We start from the raw sequence: 20,840 nt of genomic DNA, 5'->3' as shown, positions 1-20,840 counted from the left end.
CACGCCGACGGTAGGCAGTGACCTTACACATACCCCATGGCTGTTCTGCTTACCGCTCCCGCACCCACCGGGACCAGCGGTTACACCCTGCTGATCGCCGACGACGCGGCCCAGCTCGCCGCCGCGCAGCGGCTGCGCCACGACGTCTTCGCCGAGGAACTCGGCGCCAACCTCCACTCGGACGTCCAGGGACTCGACACCGACGAGTTCGACGCGCACTGCGACCACCTGCTCGTCCGGGACGACAACACCGGCGCGGTCGTCGGGACGTACCGGATGCTGCCGCCGGACCGCGCCGCGCGGGCCGGCCGACGGTACGCCGAGGGCGAGTTTGACCTGTCCGCGTACGCCCCGCTGCGCGACGAGCTGGTGGAGATCGGGCGATCCTGCGTGCACCCGGATCACCGCACCGGCGCGGTGATCAACCTGATGTGGGCCGGCATCGCCCGCTACCTGCACCTGCGCGGGCTGCGCTGGCTGGGTGGCTGCGCCTCGCTGCCGCTGGACGACGGCGGCGCGAACGCGGTCGCGGTCTGGCAGCAGGTCGCCGCCCGCAACCTCGCCCCGCCGCCGCTTCGGGTCCGCCCGCACCGGCCCTGGCTGGCCGAACCCGCCGCGGTGGCGGCGCTCGCCGCCCGTGCCGAGCGGGCCGACAACCCTCCCGCCGCCATGCCCGCCCTGCTCAAGGGCTACCTGCGGCTCGGCGCCTGGGTCTGCGGCGAGCCCGCGTACGACCCCGACTTCCAGGTCGCCGACCTCTACGTACTGCTCTCGATGGACCGGATGCACCCCCGCTACCGGCGGCACTTCCTCGGACTCGGAGACGAAGGATGAACCAGCTCTGGCAGCCCCGTTCGGCCTGCGGGCCGCACTGCCTGCCCCGTCCCGGGGAGACCCCCACGGTGTCCTCGCTCCGGCAGGCCGGCCGGATGACCGCCCTGTTCGGCGCGCTGCTGTTCGGGGCGCTGCTGGTCGGCGTACTCCCGGTGTTGCCGCCGGCGGGCCGGCAGGCCGCCGGGCGCTGGTGGGCCCGGCTGGTGCTCGGCTCGCTGGGGGTGACCCTGCACGTACGTGGCCGGCTGCCCCGGCGGCGGGCGCTGCTCGCCGCGAACCACATCTCCTGGCTGGACATCATGGCCACGCTCGCCGTCTCACCGGCCCGGATGCTGGCCAAGCAGGAGGTACGGCAGTGGCCGCTGATCGGGTCGCTGGCCGCCTCGGGCGGCACCATCTTCGTGAACCGGACCCGGCCGCGGGCGCTGCCGCAGACGGTGGCCAAGGTGGCCGAGGCGCTGCGGGCCGACCGGGTGGTCGCGGTCTTCCCGGAGGGTACGACCTGGTGCGGCAAACCCCGAGCGGCCGACGCCTGCCCGGCGGCGGGACGGTTCCGGCCGGCGATGTTCCAGGCGGCGATCGACGCCGGGGCACCGGTGGTGCCACTCACCATCGGCTACCGCACCGGCCCGGGACGCGACGGTACGACCGCCGCCGCCTTCCTGGGCGAGGACAGCCTCTGGGTGTCGCTGCGACGGGTCCTGGCCGTACGCGGACTCTGTGTCACGGTCACCGCCGCGCCGGCGCTGCACCCGGAGCGGTCCGCGTCCCGCCGCCGCCTGGCCCAGGCCGCCGAGTCAGCAGTCCGCTTCGCCGTCCCCCACCCCGCCACCCCCACCCCTCTCCCCACCCCAACCTCCCTCTCCCTTGCCGCGTAACCCCTCCCCCCTCCCTCCCCCTCCCCCTCCCTCCCCCTCCCCCTCCCTCCCCTGGGCTCGTCGATCTAGGGCAAATGGTGGTGGCTAGTGATCAACTAGCACGTATTTGCCCTAGATCGACGAGGAGAGGGGCGGGGAGGGGGAGGGGGGCGGGGTGGGGAGGGGTGGTGTGTCGCGATGTATCGCGTTAGGGTGGGGTGGATGGTAAGGGGTTTTGTGGGGACGGGGTGGGTGGGATGGGGAGATGGACGGTTGAGGGGCCGCGGCGGCTCACGATCGACGGATTGGTTACGCGGTTGGAGGTCAGCCTGATCGGGGGGCGGCTCAACGTGGTGGCCACCGACGGTCCCGCCCGGGTCGAGATCACCAGGGCCAGTTCCCGGCCGGTGATCACCGTGGAGCACCACGACGGTCGGCTCTCCGTACGTCAGGACTGGACCCGGAACTGGCATCGCCTGTTCTGGTGGTTCGGCCGGCGGTTCCGGGTCGACGTGTCGATCGCGGTGCCGGCGCACGTGCTCGCCGACCTGCGACTGGTCGACGGTTCCGTGATCGTTTCCGGCCTGCGCGAGGACACCAGCGTCAACGTCACCTCGGGGCAGGTCACTCTGATGGGGCTGGCCGGACGGACCAGCGCCAAGGTGGTCTCCGGCCCGGTCGAGGCGCTCGGCGTCTCCGGCGAACTGACCATGGAGACGGTCTCCGGTGAACTGGTCCTCGCGGACGGCTCCGCCACCCGGGTACGGGCCACCACCATCTCCGGCGCGATCACCTGCGACCTTGACAATCCACGGCGCAGCGAGATCCGGCTCAGCACCACCTCCGGCAGCGTCACCGTACGGGTGCGGGCGGACAGCGACCTGGCGGTGCACCTGCACACCACCTCCGGCCGGATCACGAGCGCGTTCCCGCAGCTCAAGACGAGTGCGATGAGCTGGTCGAAGGAGAGTCACGGCCGGTTGGGCGCCGGTGAGGGCAAGCTCTGGGCCAACTCCACCTCGGGCAGCATCGCCCTGCTGGCCCGACCGGCGGACGCGGACGACGACTTCGCGGACGACGACTTCGCCGACGACGAGCGGCGGGAGACGGCATGACCGGGGTGTTCAGCCACGGGCGGCTCCGGCTCTACCTGCTCAAGCTGCTCGCCGACGGGCCCAAGCACGGCTACGAGTTGATTCGGCTGCTGGAGAACAGGTTCCTCGGCCACTACGCGCCGAGTGCCGGCACGATCTACCCACGGTTGCAGCGGCTTGAGGTGGAGGGTCTGGTCACCCACACCGCCGCCGGCGGGCGCAAGGTGTACGAGATAACCGACGCCGGCCGGACCGAGCTGGGTCAGCGGGACAGTGAACTCGCCGATCTCGAATCGGACATCCGCGCCTCCGTGGCGGATCTCTCCAGCCTGGCGGGGGAGATCCAGACCGAGGTACGCGGCTCGGTGCGGGACCTGAAGCGGGAACTGCGCGCGGCCACCCGGGAAACCCGGCACGGCGGCTGGACGGTTCCGGGTGCCACCCGACCCGCCCCGCCGCCCGACGCAGATCTCGGGGCGGAGTTCGACCGTCGGCTCACCGACTTCACCACCGACGTACGCGCGCTGGTGCACAACCGCCGGCTCACCGACAGTCAACTGCGTACCCTGATCCGGATCCTGGACGGCGCGCTCGACGGGCTGCGTCGACTGCTGCGCTGAGAGGTCCGGGGCGAGGCGCCTGTGGGGCCGGGCCGGTCGGGCCTCCCAGCCAACTCCGGGGTGTTCCCAGGCAGTTTTCAGGCTACCTCCAGCCCGCGCGCAGCGGGGCGGCGGATGATGACGACATGGCTGCGCAGACCGAGGCACGACTACTCGTCGTAGAAGACGACCCCAACATCCTGGAGTTGCTCTCCGCCAGCCTGCGGTTTGCCGGGTTCGACGTGGCCACGGCGACGAGTGGCAGTGCCGCCGTCACCGCGGCCAAGGACCGTCGCCCCGATCTGGTCGTGCTCGACGTCATGCTGCCCGACCTGGACGGTTTCGAGGTCATCCGGCTGATGCGGGAGAGCGGTACGCGTACTCCGGTGGTGTTCCTGACCGCGCGGGACGCCACCGACGACAAGATCCGTGGGCTGACCCTCGGCGGTGACGACTACGTCACCAAGCCGTTCAGCCTGGAGGAGTTGACCGCCCGGATCCGGGCGGTGCTGCGGCGTACGGCGACCGGGGAGCAGGCGCCGTCCCGGCTCAGCTTCGCCGACCTGGAGCTGGACGAGGAGACGCACGAGGTGCACCGGGCCGGGCAGCGGGTGCAGCTCTCGCCGACCGAGTTCAAGCTGCTCCGCTACCTGATGCTCAACGCGAACCGGGTGCTCTCCAAGGCGCAGATCCTCGACCATGTCTGGAACTACGACTTCCGTGGTGACGACAACATCGTCGAGTCGTACATCTCCTACCTGCGGCGCAAGGTCGACACCGGTCAGCCCCGGCTGATCCACACCCTGCGGGGCGTCGGCTACGTGCTGCGTAAGCCCGCGGCGTGACCACACCCGTATCGTCGCTGAAGAGCCGGCTGCGCAGTACCCCGCTGCGGTTCAAGCTGGTCACCGCGGTGCTCGCCCTGGTCGCCGCCGCACTGCTGGTGATCAGCGTGATGACCACCGTGTTCCTGCGCAGCTATCTGGTCAGCCAGGTGGACGCGGAGCTGCACACGTCGGAGAGCAGTCTTCAGTCGCTGTCCACCTCGCCGCGCGGCGGGACTTTCTCGCTGCCGCTGGCCGACTACATAGTGGTGCTGACCACCGACGACCCCCAGCAGCCCGACCTGAAGTACGACACCGACCGGTTCCGCCCGGCCGACCTGCCGCCGTGGCCGTCGGACCCGGACGGCTTCGCGAAGTTGAAGGGCGACCCGTTCACGGTCAAGTCGCACGACGGTACGGTGCGCTGGCGGATGCTGTACACCCAGTTGCCCAGCGGTCAGATGGCCGCGGTGGGGCAGCACCTGACCGACATCGACGAGGCGGTGCAGCAGCTCGTCTGGATCGACCTGCTGGTCGGCGGCGCGGTGCTGATCCTGCTCGCCTCGTTGGGCGCGGCGATCGTCCGGACCAGCCTCCGACCCCTGATCAAGATCGAGCAGACGGCGGCGGCGATCGCCGACGGTGACCTGACCCGACGGGTGCCCGATCCCGAGCCGGGGGAGGCGGAGCCGAAGACCGAGCTGGGCCGGCTGTCCCGCGCTTTGAACGCCATGCTCACCCAGATCGAGGCGGCGTTCACCGCTCGGGCCGCGTCCGAGACCGCCGCCCGTAACGCCGAGTTGGGGGCGCGGGACGCGGCGTTCGCCGCCCAGGCGTCCGAGACCCGGGCCCGTCGTTCCGAGGAGCGGATGCGGCAGTTCGTCGCGGACGCCTCGCACGAGCTGCGTACGCCGCTGACCACCATCCGCGGCTTCGCGGAGCTGTACCGGCAGGGTGCGGCCGGCTCGCCCGAGGGCACCGCCCGCCTGGTCCGCCGGATCGAGGACGAGGCGGCCCGGATGGGTTTGCTGGTCGAGGACCTGCTGCTGCTCGCCCGGCTGGACCGGGAACGGCCGCTGGTGCTGGGGCCGGTGGAACTGCCGGTGCTGGCCACCGAGGCGGTGCAGGCGGCGCAGGCCATCGCGCCGCAGCGGCGCATCACGCTGGAGACCACGCCGGGTGCGGGGGACCTGGTCGTCCTCGCCGACGACGCGCGGCTGCGGCAGGTGCTCGGCAACCTGGTGACCAACGCGCTCACGCACACGCCACCGGATGCCTCGGTGACCCTGCGGCTGCGTACCGAGGCCGGCAACCTGGCCGTGGTCGAGGTGGCCGACACCGGTCCGGGTCTTCCACCGGAGCAGGCCGAACGTGTTTTCGAACGGTTCTACCGGGCCGACGCGGCCCGGACCCGGCGGGCCGGTGGCGCCGCCGGTACGGGTCTCGGGCTGGCCATCGTGGCCGCGTTGGTGGCGGCGCACCACGGCAGCGTGGAGGTGTTCGAGACACCGGGCGGCGGCGCGACCTTCCGGGTCAGGTTGCCGCTCGCCCCGACCGTCGCCGACGCGGCCGAGAGCGAGTAGCGGCGGTGTGTCGCGGCGGCGCGCGTGATTCACAGCCAACGTCCAGTGCGATTCCAGGTGGGTCGCAGAGCTACCGGGCAAGGTAGGTGCCATGAGCGAGTACGAGACCGACCCGCAGCGGCCTTCGGCCAACGCCGACGCCGACGCCAAGCCGTCGTATCCCACCGCGGAGTTGTCGCCCGTCGAGCGCGGGCCGGCCGACTCCACCGCCGCGGCCACCGGCCCGGCCACCGGCCCGGCCACCGCCGGCACCGAGCCGTCCACCGTCGCCGACGGGCAGCCGTACCCGGCCCCGACCGGCGCCTCCGAGCAGCAGCCCGGTTCCTATGCCACCACCGGCACGAACGCGGGTGCCGACGCGGGCACCGAGCCGACGACCGGTGGACCGGCCGGGCCGACCGGAGCGACGACCGACCACCCGTACGGCGGCCCGTACGCCGGGCCCGGTGTCCCCGCGCCGCAGCCGGCCGGGCCGTACGCCGGTTATCCGAGGCCGACCGACCCCTACGCCGGCCAGTACGGCGGCGCCCAGCCCGGTCCCGCGGCGCCGGCCGGCTATCCGCCGAGCCCGTGGCACCCGGCCGCCCAGAACCAGCCGACCTGGACCGGCAACCCCAGCTATGCCGGGCAGCACGCGTCCGGTGCCCCGATGCCGCCGCAGCCGCCGCACCTCGGTGGCAACCCGCCGCCGATCTGGGCCCAGGGCCCGGGTGGGCCGGGCCACCCGCAGCGGCCGAGCCGGCTGGGCCGGTTCGCGGCGATCGGTGCCGCCGCGCTGGTGCTGATGGCCGGTTCCGGCATCGCCGGCGGGGCCGTGGCGCTGGCACTGGACGGAGGTTCGTCCGGCACCACCCGGACCTACACCGCCGCGCCGATCATCAACAGCGCCGACCTGCCGAAGATCGCCGCGTCGGTGGAGAACAGCGTCGTCTCGATCACCACCGGCAGCGGTGAGGGCTCGGGTGTGGTGCTCAGCGCCGACGGTTACGTGCTGACCAACAACCACGTGGTGGCCAGCGCCAGCGGTGACACGGTCCGGGTGGTCTTCGCCGACGGCAAGACCGCCCAGGCGAAGATCGTCGGTACCGACCCGAAGACCGATCTCGCGGTGGTCAAGGCGCAGGGGGTCAGCGACCTGAGCCCGGCGAAGTTCGGTGACAGCGACGCGATGCAGGTCGGCGACACGGTGCTCGCCCTGGGGAGCCCGCTGGGTCTTCAGGGCTCGGTGACCGCCGGCATCCTCAGCGCCAAGGACCGGACCATCCAGGCCGGCGGCGAGGAAGAGTCCCAGCCGCAGAACCCGTTCCAGCAGCAACAGCCGCCGCAGGCGGCCAGCTCGATCTCCGGGCTGCTCCAGACCGACGCACCGATCAATCCGGGTAACTCCGGCGGCGCCCTGATCAACACCAAGGGCGAGGTGATCGGCATCAACACGGCCATCGCCACCGCCGGCAGCAACGGCAACATCGGCGTCGGCTTCGCGATCCCGAGCAACAAGGCCAAGGACGTGGCCGGCAAGCTCCAACAGGGCCAGAAGGTCAGCCACCCGTTCCTCGGGGTGAGCGTGACCGAGTCGGACAACGGCGGTGCCGTGGTCAACGGGGTGACCGAGGGCAGCCCGGCCGCCCAGGCCGGCCTCCAGCAGGGCGATGTCATCAGCCGGCTCGGCGACAAGGCGATCAACGACTCCAACGATCTGGTCGGGGCCGTGCAGACGGGCAAGGTGGGCGACCGGTTGCAGGTGACCTTCACCCGAAATGGTGTTGAGAAGACGGCAACCGTGACGCTCGCCGAGACGTCATAGCAGGAGTACCCGTTCGTACCTGAGGGCGATTTCTTCCGTAACCCGGAAGTGCGCCTCCTCCCCAAGCGGCGGGCGATGTGACCAAGGGGGTTGGTCACATCGCCCGCCGCGCCCCTTTTCAGACCCGTACCCGGTTCACCTCGGCGGGGTGACGGGCGGTCACCCCGATCGGCGCGATCCTGGCCGGGACGGGATGTGCAGGGACTCCATCGGGGGTGCGACGGCGATGACCACGGCGACCACGACCCGCGACGACACCGCCATCCGCGGTGATCTGTTGGCGGAGCTGGAGTGGGAGGCGCGGGTGCAGCCCAACGAGGTCGGGGTGATCGTGCGGGCGGGCGTGGTGACGCTGACCGGCCGGGTGGACAGCCACGCGCGGAAATGGGCCGCCGGGCGCACGGCACACCGCATCCGCGGCGTCCGTGCCCTGGCCAACGAGATCGAGGTACGTCCGGCGGACGTGGCCGGGCGTACGGACACCGTACGGGCGGGCGAGCGGGTCAGTCCGGAGGTGCGTAAACGGGACATCCGGCGCGCCCTGGCACGGGTGATCGAGGACAACGCCGATCACATCGTCGTCGACATCGAGGCGGACACCGTCATCCTCGCCGGGACCGTCCGCTCGTGGATGGAACGCGAGGAGGCACGTCGGGCGGCCTGGTCCGCGCCGGGGGTCCGGGAGGTCGACGACCGGCTGGGCATGGGGGTCTGACCCGGTTATCCCCGGCCGAGCAGGGAAACCCGAACTATCCGGCGGGTCAGCCGGAGCGGTGGGGAGGGCTCGACGTCGTGAACCACATGCCGATCGACCGGTTCGACCAGACCGTACCGTTGCGGATCGCGATGGTCGTGCCGCCCTGGTACGAGCTGCCGCCCTCCGGGTACGGCGGGGTGGAACAGGTCTGCGCGGCACTGGTGGACGCGTTGGCCGCTCGGGGGCACGAGGTGACCCTGTTCGGAGCGGGTACGGGTTCCGGCACCGCCGCCCGATTCGTCGGCACGATGCCGGAACTCCAGCACGAGCGCCTCGGGCAGTCGCTGCCGGAACTGGCCCACCTGGCCCGAGCCGACCAGATGATCAACCCGGACGTCTTCGACGTGGTGCACGACCACACCACCATCGGCCCGTTCGTCGCGCCCCGGCGCTCGGTGCCGACGGTGGCCACGGTGCACAACCGGCCCACCGGGGAACTCGGCGACATCCTGGCCGATGTCGACCGTTCGGTCGGACTGGTGGCGATCTCGCACGCCCAGCGACGGCTGCGGCCGTACCTGCCGTGGGCGGCGACGGTGCACAACGGGCTGGCGCTGGACGACGTACCGCACAAGTCGCAGCCCGGCACCGGGCCGGTGCTCTGGCTGGCCCGGTTCAGCCCGGACAAGGGCCCGGACCTGGCCGTACGGGCGTGCCGGGCGGCCGGACTGTCGCTGGTGCTGGCGGGCAAGTGCGACGAGCCGGAGGAGCGGCGTTACCTGGCCGACGTGATCGAGCCGTTGCAGGGCCCGGATCTGACCGTGCTGCGCAACCCGGATCGGGAGACCTGCTTCGAGCTGATGCTCTCGGCCCGTTGCCTGATCATGCCGATCCGGTGGGAGGAGCCGTTCGGCATGGTGATGGTCGAGGCGATGGCCACCGGTACGCCGGTGGTGGCGCTCGACCGTGGCGCCGTACCGGAACTGGTCCGGCCGGGTGAGACGGGCCTGGTCTGCGTCGACCCGGACGACCTGCCGCAGGCGCTGCGCGACGCGGGCGGGCTGGACCCGGCCGCGTGCGTTGCCCACGTGCGCCGCGCGTTCTCGGCCGAGGGCATGGCCGAGGGCTACGAGCGGGTCTACCGGCAGTGGGCCACCACCGCCCGGCACCGCGTCGCCGACTCCGCCCTCGCCCCCACCGGCGCCTGGTAGAGCGGTCGATCGCCTCGGTGGGGTGGCCGAGCACTCCCGGCCGTACACCGACGGCGGTTCGGGGCTGGCGCGGGTGCCGTACCGGCCCGGACGATGGGGGTAGGAGGTGGTCGCCGTGGTCACCATCACCATCGACCGGCTGACGAAGGTCTTCGACGGCGGGGTCGTGGCGGTCGAAGACCTGAGCCTGGAGATCGGGTCCGGGGAGTTCGTCGCGTTGCTCGGGCCGACCGGTTGCGGCAAGTCGACAATCCTGCGGCTGGTCGCCGGGCTGGAGGAGCCGACCACGGGCCGGGTCCTGTTCGACGGTGAGGCGCCGGACGAGCGGGCCGCGACCCGGCAGCGGGTCGCCATGGTCTTCCAGGACCATGCGCTCTACCCGAACCTGACCGTGGCCCAGAACATCGGTTTCCCGCTGCGGCTCGGGGCGGAGCCGGTCGGGGCGCTCGCCGACCGGGTCGCCGAGGCGGCCGCGCAACTCGGCATCACCGACCTGTTGCACCGCCGGCCCGGTCGGCTGTCCGGCGGGCAGCGCCAGCGGGTGGCGCTGGCGCGGGCGATCGTCCGCCGGCCGCACGCCTTCCTGCTCGACGAGCCACTGTCCAACTTGGACGCAGGCGTCCGGGCCGAGCTGCGTACGGAGCTGAGCGGCCTGTCCCGCCGACTCGGCGTGACCACCGTGTACGTCACCCACGACCAGGTCGAGGCGATGACGATGGCGGACCGGGTGGCGGTGCTGCGCCGGGGCCGGCTGCAACAGCTCGGCACCCCGGCGCAGGTGTACAGCGACCCGACCAGCCTGTTCGTCGCCGCCTTCCTCGGCACCCCGCGCCCCGGCCTGTTCCAGGGCGCGGTCCACGTCGAGTCGGCGCGGGTCCTGATCGACCTCGGCTCGCAACTGCTGGAACTGTCCCGGGACGACCCGCGCACCCGTGAACTGGTCGGCCGGCACACCGAGCGGGTGACCCTGGCAATACGCCCGGACGCGCTCACCCCGGTGGTCGGCGACACCGACTCCGGTGCGGTGTTGCGGGGCACCGTACGGTCGGTGGAGCATCTCGGGCACGAGGCGCTGGTGCACGTGGACATCGGTGGGGTGCCGACCTCGGTCGCCGAGTCCCGGCTGGAGCATCCGGACACCGGTACGCACCTGGCCGACGTACTCGCCGAGGAGCCGCCGAGCGGGCACCCGTTCCGGCACACCCTCGGCCGGCTGATCCCGCACCAGCGTACGAGCGAACCGCCCGCGACCGCCCGGACCGAGTACGGCTTCTACCCGGTGTACGACCCCGGCCCCGACGGCGGGCAGCCGCCCCCCGGGGACCTCGTGGTACGGGTGCCCGCCCCGGTCCCGCCCCGCCCCGGTGCCCCGATGATGCTCGCCGTCGACCTGGACCGACTGCTGCTGTTCGACCGGGCCGGCGACCGGATCAGACTCGACTGACCGCCCTCGCACCGGCCCGCCACCGCCGAGGCGCGCTGACTCAGTACGCCGAGGCGGTTCCGCTCAGTACGCCGAGGCAGATCGGCTCAGTACGCCGAGGCGGTTCCGCTCAGTACGCCGAGGCGCGTACCGCGAAGACCGAGCGGCTGCCGGCGTACTCGGTCAGGGACCAGAGCTGGTCCTTCGCCGGCCAGTAGGAGAGGTCCTCGGGGCCGATCGGCAGCGCGTCGGTGTGCATGACCACCGAGCCGCCGGGGCTGAACGTGGCGAGGTCGCCCTTGTTGCCGCTGCCGTCGCTGGTCGACAGGTAGAACCTGCCGTTGATCGCGGTCGCGCCCTGCATGCTGGTGACCGAGACGTCGTACGCCTCGGAACCGTGTGCGTAACCGTCGCTGCCGGTGGTCAGCATCCGGGTGGTGTAGTCGATCGGGAAGCGGACCAGTCGGGTGCCGGTGCCGGGGTTGGCGTACTCGCCGATCACCACGCTGTCCGGGGTGCTGGTGCGGTCCAGCGCGACGAACGAGTGGGTCAGGTTGGCGTACCCGCCGGTGGTCGAGCGGGTGTACGTCAGCGCCTGCGGCAGCACGTACTTGTAGCCGTACGCCTGGTAGCTGCCGTCGGACTGGAGACCGATGACGGCGTCGTTGCCGGTGGCGGTCTGCCAGAGGTGCCGCATGTCGAAGACCCGGAAGCCGGCGCTGGTGGAGGCGACGTAGAGGTAGTGGCCGTACCAGAACATGCCGCCGGCGTGCACGTTCACCGGGCGGAACGAGGCTTGCCCGTCGCTGCGCGCGTACGGCTCGACCAGCAGCACGTGCCGGTAGGTCGGCGCGCTCGGCGTGGAGTAGTCCACGAAGGACACCCGTACGCCCCGGTCGGTTCCGTCGGAGGCGTCGTCGTACCAGCTGACCAGGATGGCAGTGGCGCCCTCGTAGGTGCCGACCTCGTACGCGTCCGCGGTGGTGGTGATGGCCTGCGGGATCCAGTAGGTGACGTTGTTGTCGCCGCTGTTCCAGCAGAACGAGGCGACCCGGTTGGCGGCGGCGGGGGAGCAGGCGGTCGCCGCCCGGTTTCCGTCGCCGACGACGGTCGGCACGCTCACGTTCGGCAGGGCGGCGTCCAGGTCGTCGATCAGGCTGCCGTAGGAGCTGGCCAGGAGCCGGAAGTTGGCCGCGTTCAGGGTGACCGCGGTGGTGGTGGTGGTGCCGGTCGGGTCGCCGGTCGGGCGCGCGGTGGCCGGTCCGGCGGTGGTGACGAGCAGGGTCGCGGCCAGCGCCGTGATGAGCGTTGTCCGAGCTTTCACGAGGATCCTCCTTGGACGGTCGGAAGTGCCCGTTTGGTACGTGACTCTGGCCATGCCCGTACCCGCTGTCAACGTACGTCGATGATCTTTCTCGGTCGCCGGGGCTTTACAGAAACAGTTAACAGTCCTAATAATTAGCCAACTGTCGATGGCCGCGTGAGCCATGACCGGTCGGGAGGACTGGATGAGACGCTCCAGATCGTTGATTGTCGGTGTGGTGGCCGCGTTGGCCGCCGGGGTGGGCGCGATCTCGGTGGCGATGCCGGCGTTCGCCGCCGGCCCGACCGCGACCTTCGTCAAGGTCTCCGACTGGGGCTCCGGTTGGGAGGGGAAGTACACCGTCACCAACGGCGGGACGACGACCCTCTCGTCCTGGACGGTGGCGTTCGACCTGCCGGCGGGCAGCAGCGTCGGGACGTTCTGGGACGCCACGATGACCTCGTCGGGCCAGCGGTTCACCTTCACCAACCGGTCCTGGAACGGGAATCTGGCACCGGGCGCGTCGGCGTCGTTCGGGTTCAACGGCACCGGCGCGGGCAGCCCGGCCAACTGCACCCTGAACGGCGCGGCCTGCGGCGGTGGCACCACCCCCACCACCCCGCCGGCCACCACGGCCCCGCCGACCACCCGCCCGCCGACGACCCCGCCGCCGACCACCCGCCCGCCGACCACGCCACCGCCGCCGAGCACCCCGCCGCCCACCACCCCGCCGCCCACCACCGGCCCGCCGCCGAACACCGGCCTGCCGAAGCACGCGCTGATCGGCTACCTGCACAGCAGCTTCGCCAACGGCTCCGGCTACCTGCGGATGGCCGACGTGCCGGCCGACTGGGACATCATCAACCTGGCCTTCGGCGAACCGACCTCGGTCACCTCCGGCGACATCCGGTTCCAGCTCTGCCCGGTGGCCGAGTGTCCCGGTGTCGAGACCGAGGCGCAGTTCATCGCCGCCATCCGGGCCAAGCAGCAGCAGGGCAAGAAGGTGCTCATCTCGATCGGCGGCCAGAACGGGCAGGTGCAGCTCACCACCACCGCCGCCCGGGACAAATTCGTCAGCTCGGTCGCCGCCATCATCGACCGGTACGGCCTCAACGGGCTCGACATCGACTTCGAGGGGCACTCGCTCTCGCTCAACACCGGCGACACCGACTTCAAGAATCCGACCACGCCGGTGATCGTCAACCTGATCTCGGCGATCCGTACGCTCAAGGCCCGCTACGGTGCCGGCTTCGTCCTCACGATGGCGCCGGAGACGTTCTTCGTGCAGCTCGGCTACCAGTACTACGGCTCGGGGCCGTGGGGCGGACAGGATCCGCGCGCGGGGTCGTACCTGCCGGTGATCCACGCGCTGCGCAACGACATCACGGTGCTGCACGTGCAGGACTACAACTCGGGTCCGATCATGGGGCTGGACAACCAGTACCACACCATGGGCGGGGCGGACTTCCACATCGCCATGACCGACATGCTGCTCGCCGGCTTCCCGGTCGCGGGCAACACCGCCAACGTCTTCCCCGCCCTGCGCGAGGACCAGATCGCCTTCGGGACGCCCGCAGGCAGCAGCGCCGGCAACGGGTACGTCGCACCGGCCGGCGTACAGCAGGCGGTCAACTGCCTGGTCCGGGGCACCAACTGTGGCGGCTACACCCCCCGCAGCGGCACCAATCCCAACTTCCGTGGACTGATGACCTGGTCCATCAACTGGGACCGGTTCTACAACTGGGAGTTCAGGAACAGTCACGAGCCGTTCCTGAACGCCCTACCCTGACCCGACGACCCAGACCAGATAGGAGGAAGGGCCCCGGCATCGCGCCGGGGCCCTTCCTCAATCGAACCAGGGCTTCTGGTTGAGGACGCCCACCGCCGAGCCTGACCCGCGCAGCCGGCTCTGATCGTCCAATGGGCGTGGCCGTCCACGTTCGACTCCGGGTGCGCGACGTGGTGCTGGCTCGACCCTCGTCGGCTGGCTGGCCGCGATTTTGAAGGTTGCCGAAGCTCCGCATTGGGTAGGGGTTCGCTGGTTCACCACTGTCCATCACCAAGCCCGGAGGCCCGCCGTGACCCTCTCGCTATTCCTCTACATTCTCGGCACCATCGCCCTCGCGCTCGAAGCGATCGGCGTCCGGGCCCCCCGGGTCTCGCTCGGCTGGCTCGGCCTGACCCTCATCGCCTTCACCGCGTTGATCCTGCCCGAAATCGATTGACGCTCAGGGCACGTAGAGAGCGCAAGCCCCTCGGCATCGTCTTGAGCCGCCGAGCGTGCCCTGTCGCGGCTGGTGCCGTGACCACCAACGTTCGCCGGGCTGTTCAGGCGGCTCGCGCCCGCTGCGCGGGGCCACCCCGGATTCCCCGCCGGGGTGGCCCCGCCTCCGACGTCGAGGAGGTGCAGACATGTTTGCCTGGCCTCGCTCAGCCGGCGGCGGCGAGCCGGGTCAGGGCGGCGTCGAGCTGTTCGGCGTAGCCGACCGTGATGCCGCCCTCGCGTACTCGGAGGGTGACGGCCCCGCGCATCCGGTCGACCGGCCCCGTCAGGTCGACCGGTCCGTCGATCGTCGACGCCTCCAGATTGCGCACCTGGTTGCGCAGGTCGAGCCCGATGTCCTCGCGGATCGCACCAGTGGCCAGACCGCGACCGACGAGTTGGTCGAACTGGTCCACCGCCTCGCCGACCGAGTCGGGCGGGGCGCCGAGGTCGGGGACGGGCGTGCCCCGGCCGGTCGACGGGTTGCCGGCCGGTGGCGGTGCGGCGGCGGACGTTCGGGACTCGGCACCTGTCGGGGTCGGCGCGCTGGGCAGGCCGACCTGACGGGCCGGCGGTGACTCGTTGAGGAAGACACCGACGAGGACGGCCAGCCCGAGCACGGCCACCGCGCCGAAGGCCAGGCCGATCGTCTCGATCCTGGGCCGCCCGCCACTGCGGCCCGGCCGTCCGGCCGGTGCGTCGGTGCCGGGCGCGAACGCCCTGGGCGCCGGGGCGGGGACCTGCGAGGACAACGGCCCGGCCTGGTCGGGGCGCGGCGGCAGCACCCGTACGCCGGTGGTTGCCCTTTCCCATGCCTGCGCCACCGCGGCCGGTGCCAGCGGTGGCAGGGTGATCATGGCCGGTCGTGCCACCGGCGGGGCGGGCGCCTCGGCGGTGAGCAACTCGTCCCGGAGCAGTTCGCCGACCTCGTACGCGGTCGGCCGGTCGGCCGGGGCGCGGACCAGGCAGCGTAGGCAGGCGTCGGCCACCCTCGGCGGCAGATCGGGTACGCCGGTCAGCGGTGGCACCGGGCCGCCGGTGCGCAGCGCCTCGGTCAGGTCGTCCCAGGTCTCGGCCGGATAGGGCACCCGCCCGGTGAGCGTCTCGTAGAGCAGCACCCCCAGCGAGTACGTGTCCGTCGCGGGCTGGGCCGGGGTGCCGTCGAGCCGTTCCGGCGCCACGTACGCGGGAGTGCCGAACGTCTCGCCGTCCTCGTCCTCGTCCGGGGCGCCGATGTGGGTGGCGATCCCGAAGTCGAGCACCTTCGCCCCGACCGAGGTCATCATGATGTTCGACGGGGTGATGTCCCGGTGCACGATGCCGAGTTCGTGCGCCGCTGCGAGCGCCTCGGCCACCTGGGCGCAGATCTCCACCGCCTCGGCCCACGGCAGCGGCCCGTCCAGCAGCAGGGTTTCCAGCTCCTCGCCGGTGAGCAGTTCCATCACCACGAAGGCGGTGACCGTACCGTTCGGGGCGATCTCCTCGCCGTAGTCGTGCACCGCCGTGACGTGCGGGTGGACGAGTTGGGCGGCGGCACGTGCCTCCTCGCGCACCATGTCGCGGAACCGCGCGTCGGCGGCCAGGGACGCGGCGAGCACCTTGATCGCGATCACCCGGTCCAGCACCTCGTCGCGGGCACGCCAGATGACGGACATGCCGCCGGCGCCGATCTGGTCGATGAGACGGTACCTGCGGGCGAGCAGGCCGCCCGCGTACAGCGCAGACATGGTTCGCAGCACCTGCCTGGGGAGGGGGTCGTATCAGGTTGCGCGAATGTAACCATTATGTCAACGATCAATGGCCCGACCCGGCATTTGCCGCCAACCGCTGGTCGAACCCCTATCCCCGTGCGCTCCGGCGGGTCATTTCGCCGTGCCGGTCTGCCAGACGGTCCGACCGTTCGCCGAGATCACCACGTTGCCGTCGGCCCGCAGGACGAGGACCGCCGCGTTGTTGCGGGGCGTGTGCGAGGACCAGACCGTGGCGCCGACCCGGGAGTAGAGGACCAGGTTCCCGTCGGCCTGGAAGACCAGGAGCTCGCCGCCCCGGCCGCCGGTGTTCGACTTCCACACCGTACGTCCCTGGTCCTTCAGCACGATGTCGCCGCCGTCGGCGAGGGTGAGCTGCAACCGGTTCGAGGTCCACGACTGGCCGACGCGCAGGACCGTGGTCGACCGGACCACCCGCTCCTGCCACACCGGTGTCGGCGGCGCGGCGGTTGTCGGTGCCGGCGAGGCGTTCGTGGCGTTCGACCCGGGCGCGGTCGGGTTGGGGCTCGGCGGCCGGCTGCCGCCCGGCGTCGGGCTCGGCGACGAGGGACCCCGGCGGGTCGGGGTGGCGGACCGGGGCGCCAGCCGATCGTCCCGTTCGTAGTACGCGGTGTAGTCCGACACCATCTCGGCGAACGTACGCAGGCTCGGGGCGTCCGGCACCCCGCCGGCCTCGCGTACGGCCTCGGTCCCCCACTGGAACGCGGCCAGCGCGACCGGATAGGGCTCCCCGTCGAGCTGCTCGAAGTCCTGGACCAGGGCGCACATCGCCACGCCGAGCGCGGGTACGGCCGTGTTCGGATCGGTCGGTGAGGCGGTGGCCGACGGCCCGTACGCCCGCCACAGCTCGGGCCGGAACTGCGCGACGCCCTCCGCGCCGTCCTCGCCGAGCACCTCCGGGTCGAAGCCGGAGGCGGCCATCAACTGCGCCGCGATCCGGGCCGCCGGCACCGCCGGACACACCTTCCCGGCGGCCAGTACGAGCGGGACGTAGCCGTCCGGCAGCGGCTTCGGTGGGGTGCCGGGGCTCGGCGCCACCCCGAGCGGTGCCGCCGCGATGCCCCGGTTGCCGCCGTCGCCGTCGGTTGACCGGGCGTCCACCACCGGTACGCCGCCGAGCCTGGTGCTGACCACGACCCCGACCAGCACCAGGATCCCGACCAGTCCGATCAGCGTGCCGATGGCGACCCAGCGCAGTGGACCGGGAGCACGGAAGATCGTGCGCCGGAGTCGGGTGAGGGCGTCAGAACCGGGCGGTAGGGGCACTTCCTGGTCTCCTCGGCCACCGTTTTCGGGGTTACCCCGAAGGGGCGTTTCGCGATCGGTCCCGCCGGTCGACTGGTCCGGCCGGTGTGGTCCGGAATCGACGCGTCGGTCGAACCGGTCGCGGCGGTCAGTATGGGTGGGCACATGTTACCGAAGCGCGGGGACGGCCGAAACGCCGTCGGTCCGCTGCGCAGTCACGTTAGATTTGGCCTGCTCGGGGGCATCCGCCCGGTCGGGGAAAGGGCAGCGACGTGGCTGAGGAACTGTACGGTCGGTGCGCGCTGGTCACCGGCGGTTCCGGTGGGATCGGCGGGGCGATCTCGCTCAGCCTGGCCGCGGCCGGCGCCGACGTCGTCCTGACCTACTCCGACCACCGGGCCCCGGCCGAGGGGATCGCCGACCAGATCCGGGCCCTGGGCCAGCGGGCCCTCGTCCTCGCCGCCGACCTCCGGATGCCGGATGCGGCGGCGGCCACCGTCGACGCCGCCCGCGCCGAGTTCGGCCAGGTCGACGTGCTGGTGGCGAACGCCGGGGTCGGCCACCAACTCTCCTGGGAGCAGGTCGAGCTGGACCTGTGGGACGAGACGATGGCGGTCAACCTGCGCGCACCCTGGCTGATGACCCGGGCCGTACTGCCGGAGATGATCTCCCGCCGGTACGGCCGGATCCTGTTCCTGTCGTCGATCGCGGCACTCAACGGCGGCGTCATCGGGCCGCACTACGCGGCCAGCAAGGCCGGTCTGCACGGACTGATGCACCACCTCGCCGCCCGGGTGGCCGGTGCCGGGGTGACGGTCAACACCATCGCCCCGGCGCTGATCGCCGGTACCGGGTTCACCGCCGTCAACCCGGACAATCCGGCGATGCCGGTGCCGGTCGGGCGCCTCGGCTCCGCCGACGACGTCGCCGCGATGGTGCTGGCGATGCTGACCAACTCGTATCTCACCAACAAGGTGATCACCCTGGACGGCGGCATCTACCCCGACTGACCGCGCCCGTCCGCCCCCACCCGCGGTGGTCGGGGAACCGATCGGGGCGACCACGGGCCGCGCCGAGTGCGACCGTGACCGGTCGTGCCACGATGAAAGGCATGGTCAAAGGTCCGGTCGCGTTCGTGCTCGGCGGCGGAGGCGTACTCGGCGCGGTCGAGGTCGGCATGCTCCGGGCGCTGTTCCGCGCCGGCATCCGCCCCGACCTCGTCATCGGTACGTCGATCGGCGCGGTGAACGGTGCCCTGGTCGCCGCCGACCCGACCGAGGCGGTGACCGACCGGCTGGTGCGGCTCTGGGCGTCGCCGGAGGCGAGCGAGGTGTACGGCGACTCGGTCGCCCGGCAGCTGCGCCGCTTCGCCGCCCGTACGCACCTGCACTCGCCGCGCCCGCTGCGTCGGCTGCTGGAGGCGGAGCTGGGGGAGCAGACCACCTTCGCCGACCTCAAGGTGCCGTTCCGGTGCTGCGCGGCGAGCATCGAGCGGGCCGCCGAGCACTGGTTCTCCAGCGGGCCGCTGGTCGACGCGGTGCTCGCCTCCGCCTCGGTGCCCGGCCTGCTGCCGCCGGCCCAGATCGACGGGGAGCACTTCGTCGACGGCGGGATCGTCAACTCGATCCCGATCGGCGAGGCGGTGGAGAGCGGCGCCAAGCAGATCTTCGTACTCCAGGTCGGTCGGATCGAACGGCCGCTGACGCCGCCGCGACGGCCCTGGGAGATCGCCCAGGTCGCGTTCGAGATCGCCCGCCGGCACCGGTTCGCCCGCGAGATGGCGGCGCTGCCGGACGACGTGGACGTGCACGTGCTGCCGACCGGCGGGTCGCAGCCGCGCGACGACACCCCGTGGGCCTACCGGGACATGGCGGCGGTCGGGCGACGGATCAGCCGGGCGTACACCGCCTCCCGGCGCTACCTGCACTCGCACGTCGAAGGCGTCTGATGCGGCTGCCGCCCCGGTGGCTGCGGCGGGTGCTGTTCGGTCCGGCCGTGGTGCTGCTCGCGTTCGTACTGGTCAGTGCGATGCCGGTCTGGTTGCTGCTGGCGGCGGCGGCCTCGCCGCTGGTGCCGGGATACCTGCGCCCGCTGCGCGTGCTCTGGATGACGATCATCTACCTGGCCTGGGACGCCAGCGCGCTGATCGCACTCTTCGGCCTCTGGGTCGCCTCCGGCTTCGGCTGGAAGAAACGCTCACCCTGGTTCCAGCGCGCCCACTACGTGTTGACCGGCTGGTTCCTCGACTTCCTCTTCTGGCAGGCCCAGTGGGCGCTGCGGTTGACCATCGAGGTGGTCGGCGCCGACCCGAACAGCGCCCTGCCGGGACGTCCGCAGCTGGTGCTCTGCCGGCACGCCGGTCCGGGTGACTCGTTCATCCTGATCCACGCGCTGGTCAACTGGTTCGACCGGGAGCCGCGGATCGTCCTGAAGGAGACCCTCCAGTGGGACCCGGCGGTGGACGTGCTGCTCAACCGGCTGCCGAACCGGTTCATCGCGCCCGGTCGGGCGCAGGACCCGGCGGTCGGCGCCGACAGTCGGCAGCCGGGCCGGACCCTCACCGAGCAGATCGGGCATCTGGCCGTCGGTCTGGACAGCAACGACGCCCTCGTGATCTTTCCGGAGGGCGGCAACTTCACCCCGCGTCGCCGGATCCGGGCCATCGCCCGGCTGCGGGCCCGCGGGTTGGAGAAGATGGCCGTACGGGCGGAGGGGATGCGGCACGTGCTGGCGCCGCAACCGGGTGGCGTACTGGCGGCGCTGGACGCGGCACCGGACGCGGGGGTCATCTTCGTCGCGCACACCGGACTGGATCGGATGCTCACGGTGGCGGACGTCTGGCGCGAACTGCCGATGGACAAGAAGATCATCATGCGTTTCTGGTCGGTACCGTCGGAGGAAATACCCGCCGGGCGGCAGGAGCGGATCGACTGGCTCTACGACTGGTGGAAACGGATCGACGAATGGGTCGATCTCCACCGCATCAACGCGTAGGGTGCGCGGCGTGGACCAGCTCTGCATCGTGACGACCGTGGTGGATTCCCGGTCGGTGGCGGATCTGCTCGCCGCCGCGGCGGTCGCCGGCCGGCTCGCCGCCTGCGCCCAGGTCGGCGGCCCGATGGACAGCACCTACTGGTGGCAGTCCCGAATGGAAACCACCCGGGAATGGTCGGTGCAGTTCAAGACCGCACCGGACCGGGTGGAGGCGCTGGTCGAGCACCTGCGCAGCGCGCACCCGTACGAGGTGCCGGAGGTGCTGGTGCACTGGGTGGAGGGGGGAAACCCGGACTACACCGCCTGGGTGCACGAGCAGACCCGGACCTGATGTCGGCTA

Annotated in this window: 19 protein-coding genes; 16 read left to right on the top strand and 3 right to left on the bottom strand. The window is 71.7% G+C overall.

Translation table 11 applies throughout. The features are described 5' to 3' along the window. Positions 1–36 precede the first annotated feature (36 nt). The 10 genes from OG792_RS28730 (at position 37) to OG792_RS28685 (ending at position 10,947) form a co-directional block, all read left to right on the top strand. Positions 37–834, top strand: a complete 798-nt coding sequence (locus OG792_RS28730; protein ID WP_329104119.1) for a GNAT family N-acetyltransferase — start codon at positions 37–39, stop codon at positions 832–834. Further along, positions 831–1,712 carry a lysophospholipid acyltransferase family protein gene (locus tag OG792_RS28725; RefSeq protein WP_329104117.1) on the top strand — a complete coding sequence of 294 codons (882 nt, stop codon included), beginning with the start codon at positions 831–833 and terminating at the stop codon, positions 1,710–1,712. Before OG792_RS28730 ends, OG792_RS28725 begins: the two co-directional genes overlap by 4 nt. Positions 1,713–1,996: 284 nt before the next feature. Further along, positions 1,997–2,806: a DUF4097 family beta strand repeat-containing protein gene (locus OG792_RS28720; protein WP_329104115.1), complete on the top strand. Its 810-nt coding sequence runs from the start codon at positions 1,997–1,999 to the stop codon at positions 2,804–2,806. Then, entirely contained in the window at positions 2,803–3,405 is a 603-nt protein-coding gene (locus OG792_RS28715) for a PadR family transcriptional regulator (RefSeq protein WP_329104113.1), read from the top strand. Before OG792_RS28720 ends, OG792_RS28715 begins: the two co-directional genes overlap by 4 nt. A 125-nt stretch (positions 3,406–3,530) precedes the next feature. Then, positions 3,531–4,229, top strand: coding sequence for a response regulator transcription factor (locus OG792_RS28710; protein ID WP_329104111.1), 699 nt, complete (start codon positions 3,531–3,533; stop codon positions 4,227–4,229). After that, positions 4,226–5,791, top strand: a complete 1,566-nt coding sequence (locus tag OG792_RS28705) for a sensor histidine kinase (RefSeq protein ID WP_329104109.1) — start codon at positions 4,226–4,228, stop codon at positions 5,789–5,791. The genes OG792_RS28710 and OG792_RS28705 overlap by 4 nt, the downstream gene beginning before the upstream one ends. A gap of 91 nt (positions 5,792–5,882) precedes the next feature. Beyond that, positions 5,883–7,595 carry a trypsin-like peptidase domain-containing protein gene (locus tag OG792_RS28700; RefSeq protein ID WP_329104107.1) on the top strand — a complete coding sequence of 571 codons (1,713 nt, stop codon included), beginning with the start codon at positions 5,883–5,885 and terminating at the stop codon, positions 7,593–7,595. 226 nt (positions 7,596–7,821) lie between these two features. Continuing rightward, positions 7,822–8,310: a BON domain-containing protein gene (locus tag OG792_RS28695; RefSeq protein WP_329104105.1), complete on the top strand. Its 489-nt coding sequence runs from the start codon at positions 7,822–7,824 to the stop codon at positions 8,308–8,310. A gap of 86 nt (positions 8,311–8,396) precedes the next feature. Continuing rightward, positions 8,397–9,503 carry a glycosyltransferase family 4 protein gene (locus OG792_RS28690; RefSeq protein WP_329111488.1) on the top strand — a complete coding sequence of 369 codons (1,107 nt, stop codon included), beginning with the start codon at positions 8,397–8,399 and terminating at the stop codon, positions 9,501–9,503. 115 nt (positions 9,504–9,618) lie between these two features. Next, positions 9,619–10,947: an ABC transporter ATP-binding protein gene (locus OG792_RS28685; RefSeq protein ID WP_329104103.1), complete on the top strand. Its 1,329-nt coding sequence runs from the start codon at positions 9,619–9,621 to the stop codon at positions 10,945–10,947. A 109-nt stretch (positions 10,948–11,056) separates the two neighbouring features. On the opposite strand, the gene OG792_RS28680 is transcribed toward OG792_RS28685, so the two are convergent. Continuing rightward, the gene (locus OG792_RS28680) at positions 11,057–12,250 is read right to left on the bottom strand and encodes a hypothetical protein (protein ID WP_329104100.1); all 1,194 of its coding nucleotides are present in this window, start codon (positions 12,248–12,250) and stop codon (positions 11,057–11,059) included. A gap of 184 nt (positions 12,251–12,434) precedes the next feature. Between OG792_RS28680 and OG792_RS28675 the strand changes: the two genes are divergently transcribed. After that, on the top strand, positions 12,435–14,018 hold the full coding sequence (locus OG792_RS28675; RefSeq protein WP_329104098.1) for a chitinase: 1,584 nt from the start codon (positions 12,435–12,437) through the stop codon (positions 14,016–14,018). Between the two features lie 289 nt (positions 14,019–14,307). Beyond that, positions 14,308–14,454 (top strand): hypothetical protein, encoded by a 147-nt coding sequence (locus tag OG792_RS28670; protein WP_326557325.1) that lies wholly within the window; start codon positions 14,308–14,310, stop codon positions 14,452–14,454. Positions 14,455–14,659: 205 nt separating this feature from the next. Here the strand turns inward: OG792_RS28670 and OG792_RS28665 are convergent, their stop codons facing one another. Then, positions 14,660–16,219, bottom strand: a complete 1,560-nt coding sequence (locus OG792_RS28665; RefSeq protein ID WP_329104094.1) for a serine/threonine-protein kinase — start codon at positions 16,217–16,219, stop codon at positions 14,660–14,662. A gap of 135 nt (positions 16,220–16,354) precedes the next feature. Further along, positions 16,355–17,527: a hypothetical protein gene (locus tag OG792_RS28660; protein ID WP_329104092.1), complete on the bottom strand. Its 1,173-nt coding sequence runs from the start codon at positions 17,525–17,527 to the stop codon at positions 16,355–16,357. A 251-nt stretch (positions 17,528–17,778) separates the two neighbouring features. Here OG792_RS28660 and OG792_RS28655 point away from each other — a divergent pair, with 251 nt between their 5' ends. From OG792_RS28655 to cutA, 4 genes are all read left to right on the top strand, one after another. Continuing rightward, entirely contained in the window at positions 17,779–18,516 is a 738-nt protein-coding gene (locus OG792_RS28655) for an SDR family NAD(P)-dependent oxidoreductase (RefSeq protein ID WP_329104091.1), read from the top strand. A gap of 101 nt (positions 18,517–18,617) precedes the next feature. Further along, positions 18,618–19,454 (top strand): patatin-like phospholipase family protein, encoded by an 837-nt coding sequence (locus OG792_RS28650; protein WP_329104089.1) that lies wholly within the window; start codon positions 18,618–18,620, stop codon positions 19,452–19,454. Next, entirely contained in the window at positions 19,454–20,500 is a 1,047-nt protein-coding gene (locus OG792_RS28645; RefSeq protein WP_329104087.1) for a 1-acyl-sn-glycerol-3-phosphate acyltransferase, read from the top strand. Before OG792_RS28650 ends, OG792_RS28645 begins: the two co-directional genes overlap by 1 nt. A gap of 10 nt (positions 20,501–20,510) precedes the next feature. Continuing rightward, complete coding sequence (cutA, locus tag OG792_RS28640; RefSeq protein WP_329104085.1) at positions 20,511–20,831, top strand: divalent-cation tolerance protein CutA; 321 nt, start codon at positions 20,511–20,513, stop codon at positions 20,829–20,831. The last annotated feature ends 9 nt before the right edge of the window (positions 20,832–20,840 follow it).

Source organism: Micromonospora sp. NBC_01699 (assembly GCF_036250065.1).
Taxonomy (GTDB): Bacteria; Actinomycetota; Actinomycetes; order Mycobacteriales; family Micromonosporaceae; genus Micromonospora_G.
Note: the sequence above shows the minus strand (reverse complement) of the source record. Positions and strands in the feature narration are given on the sequence as shown.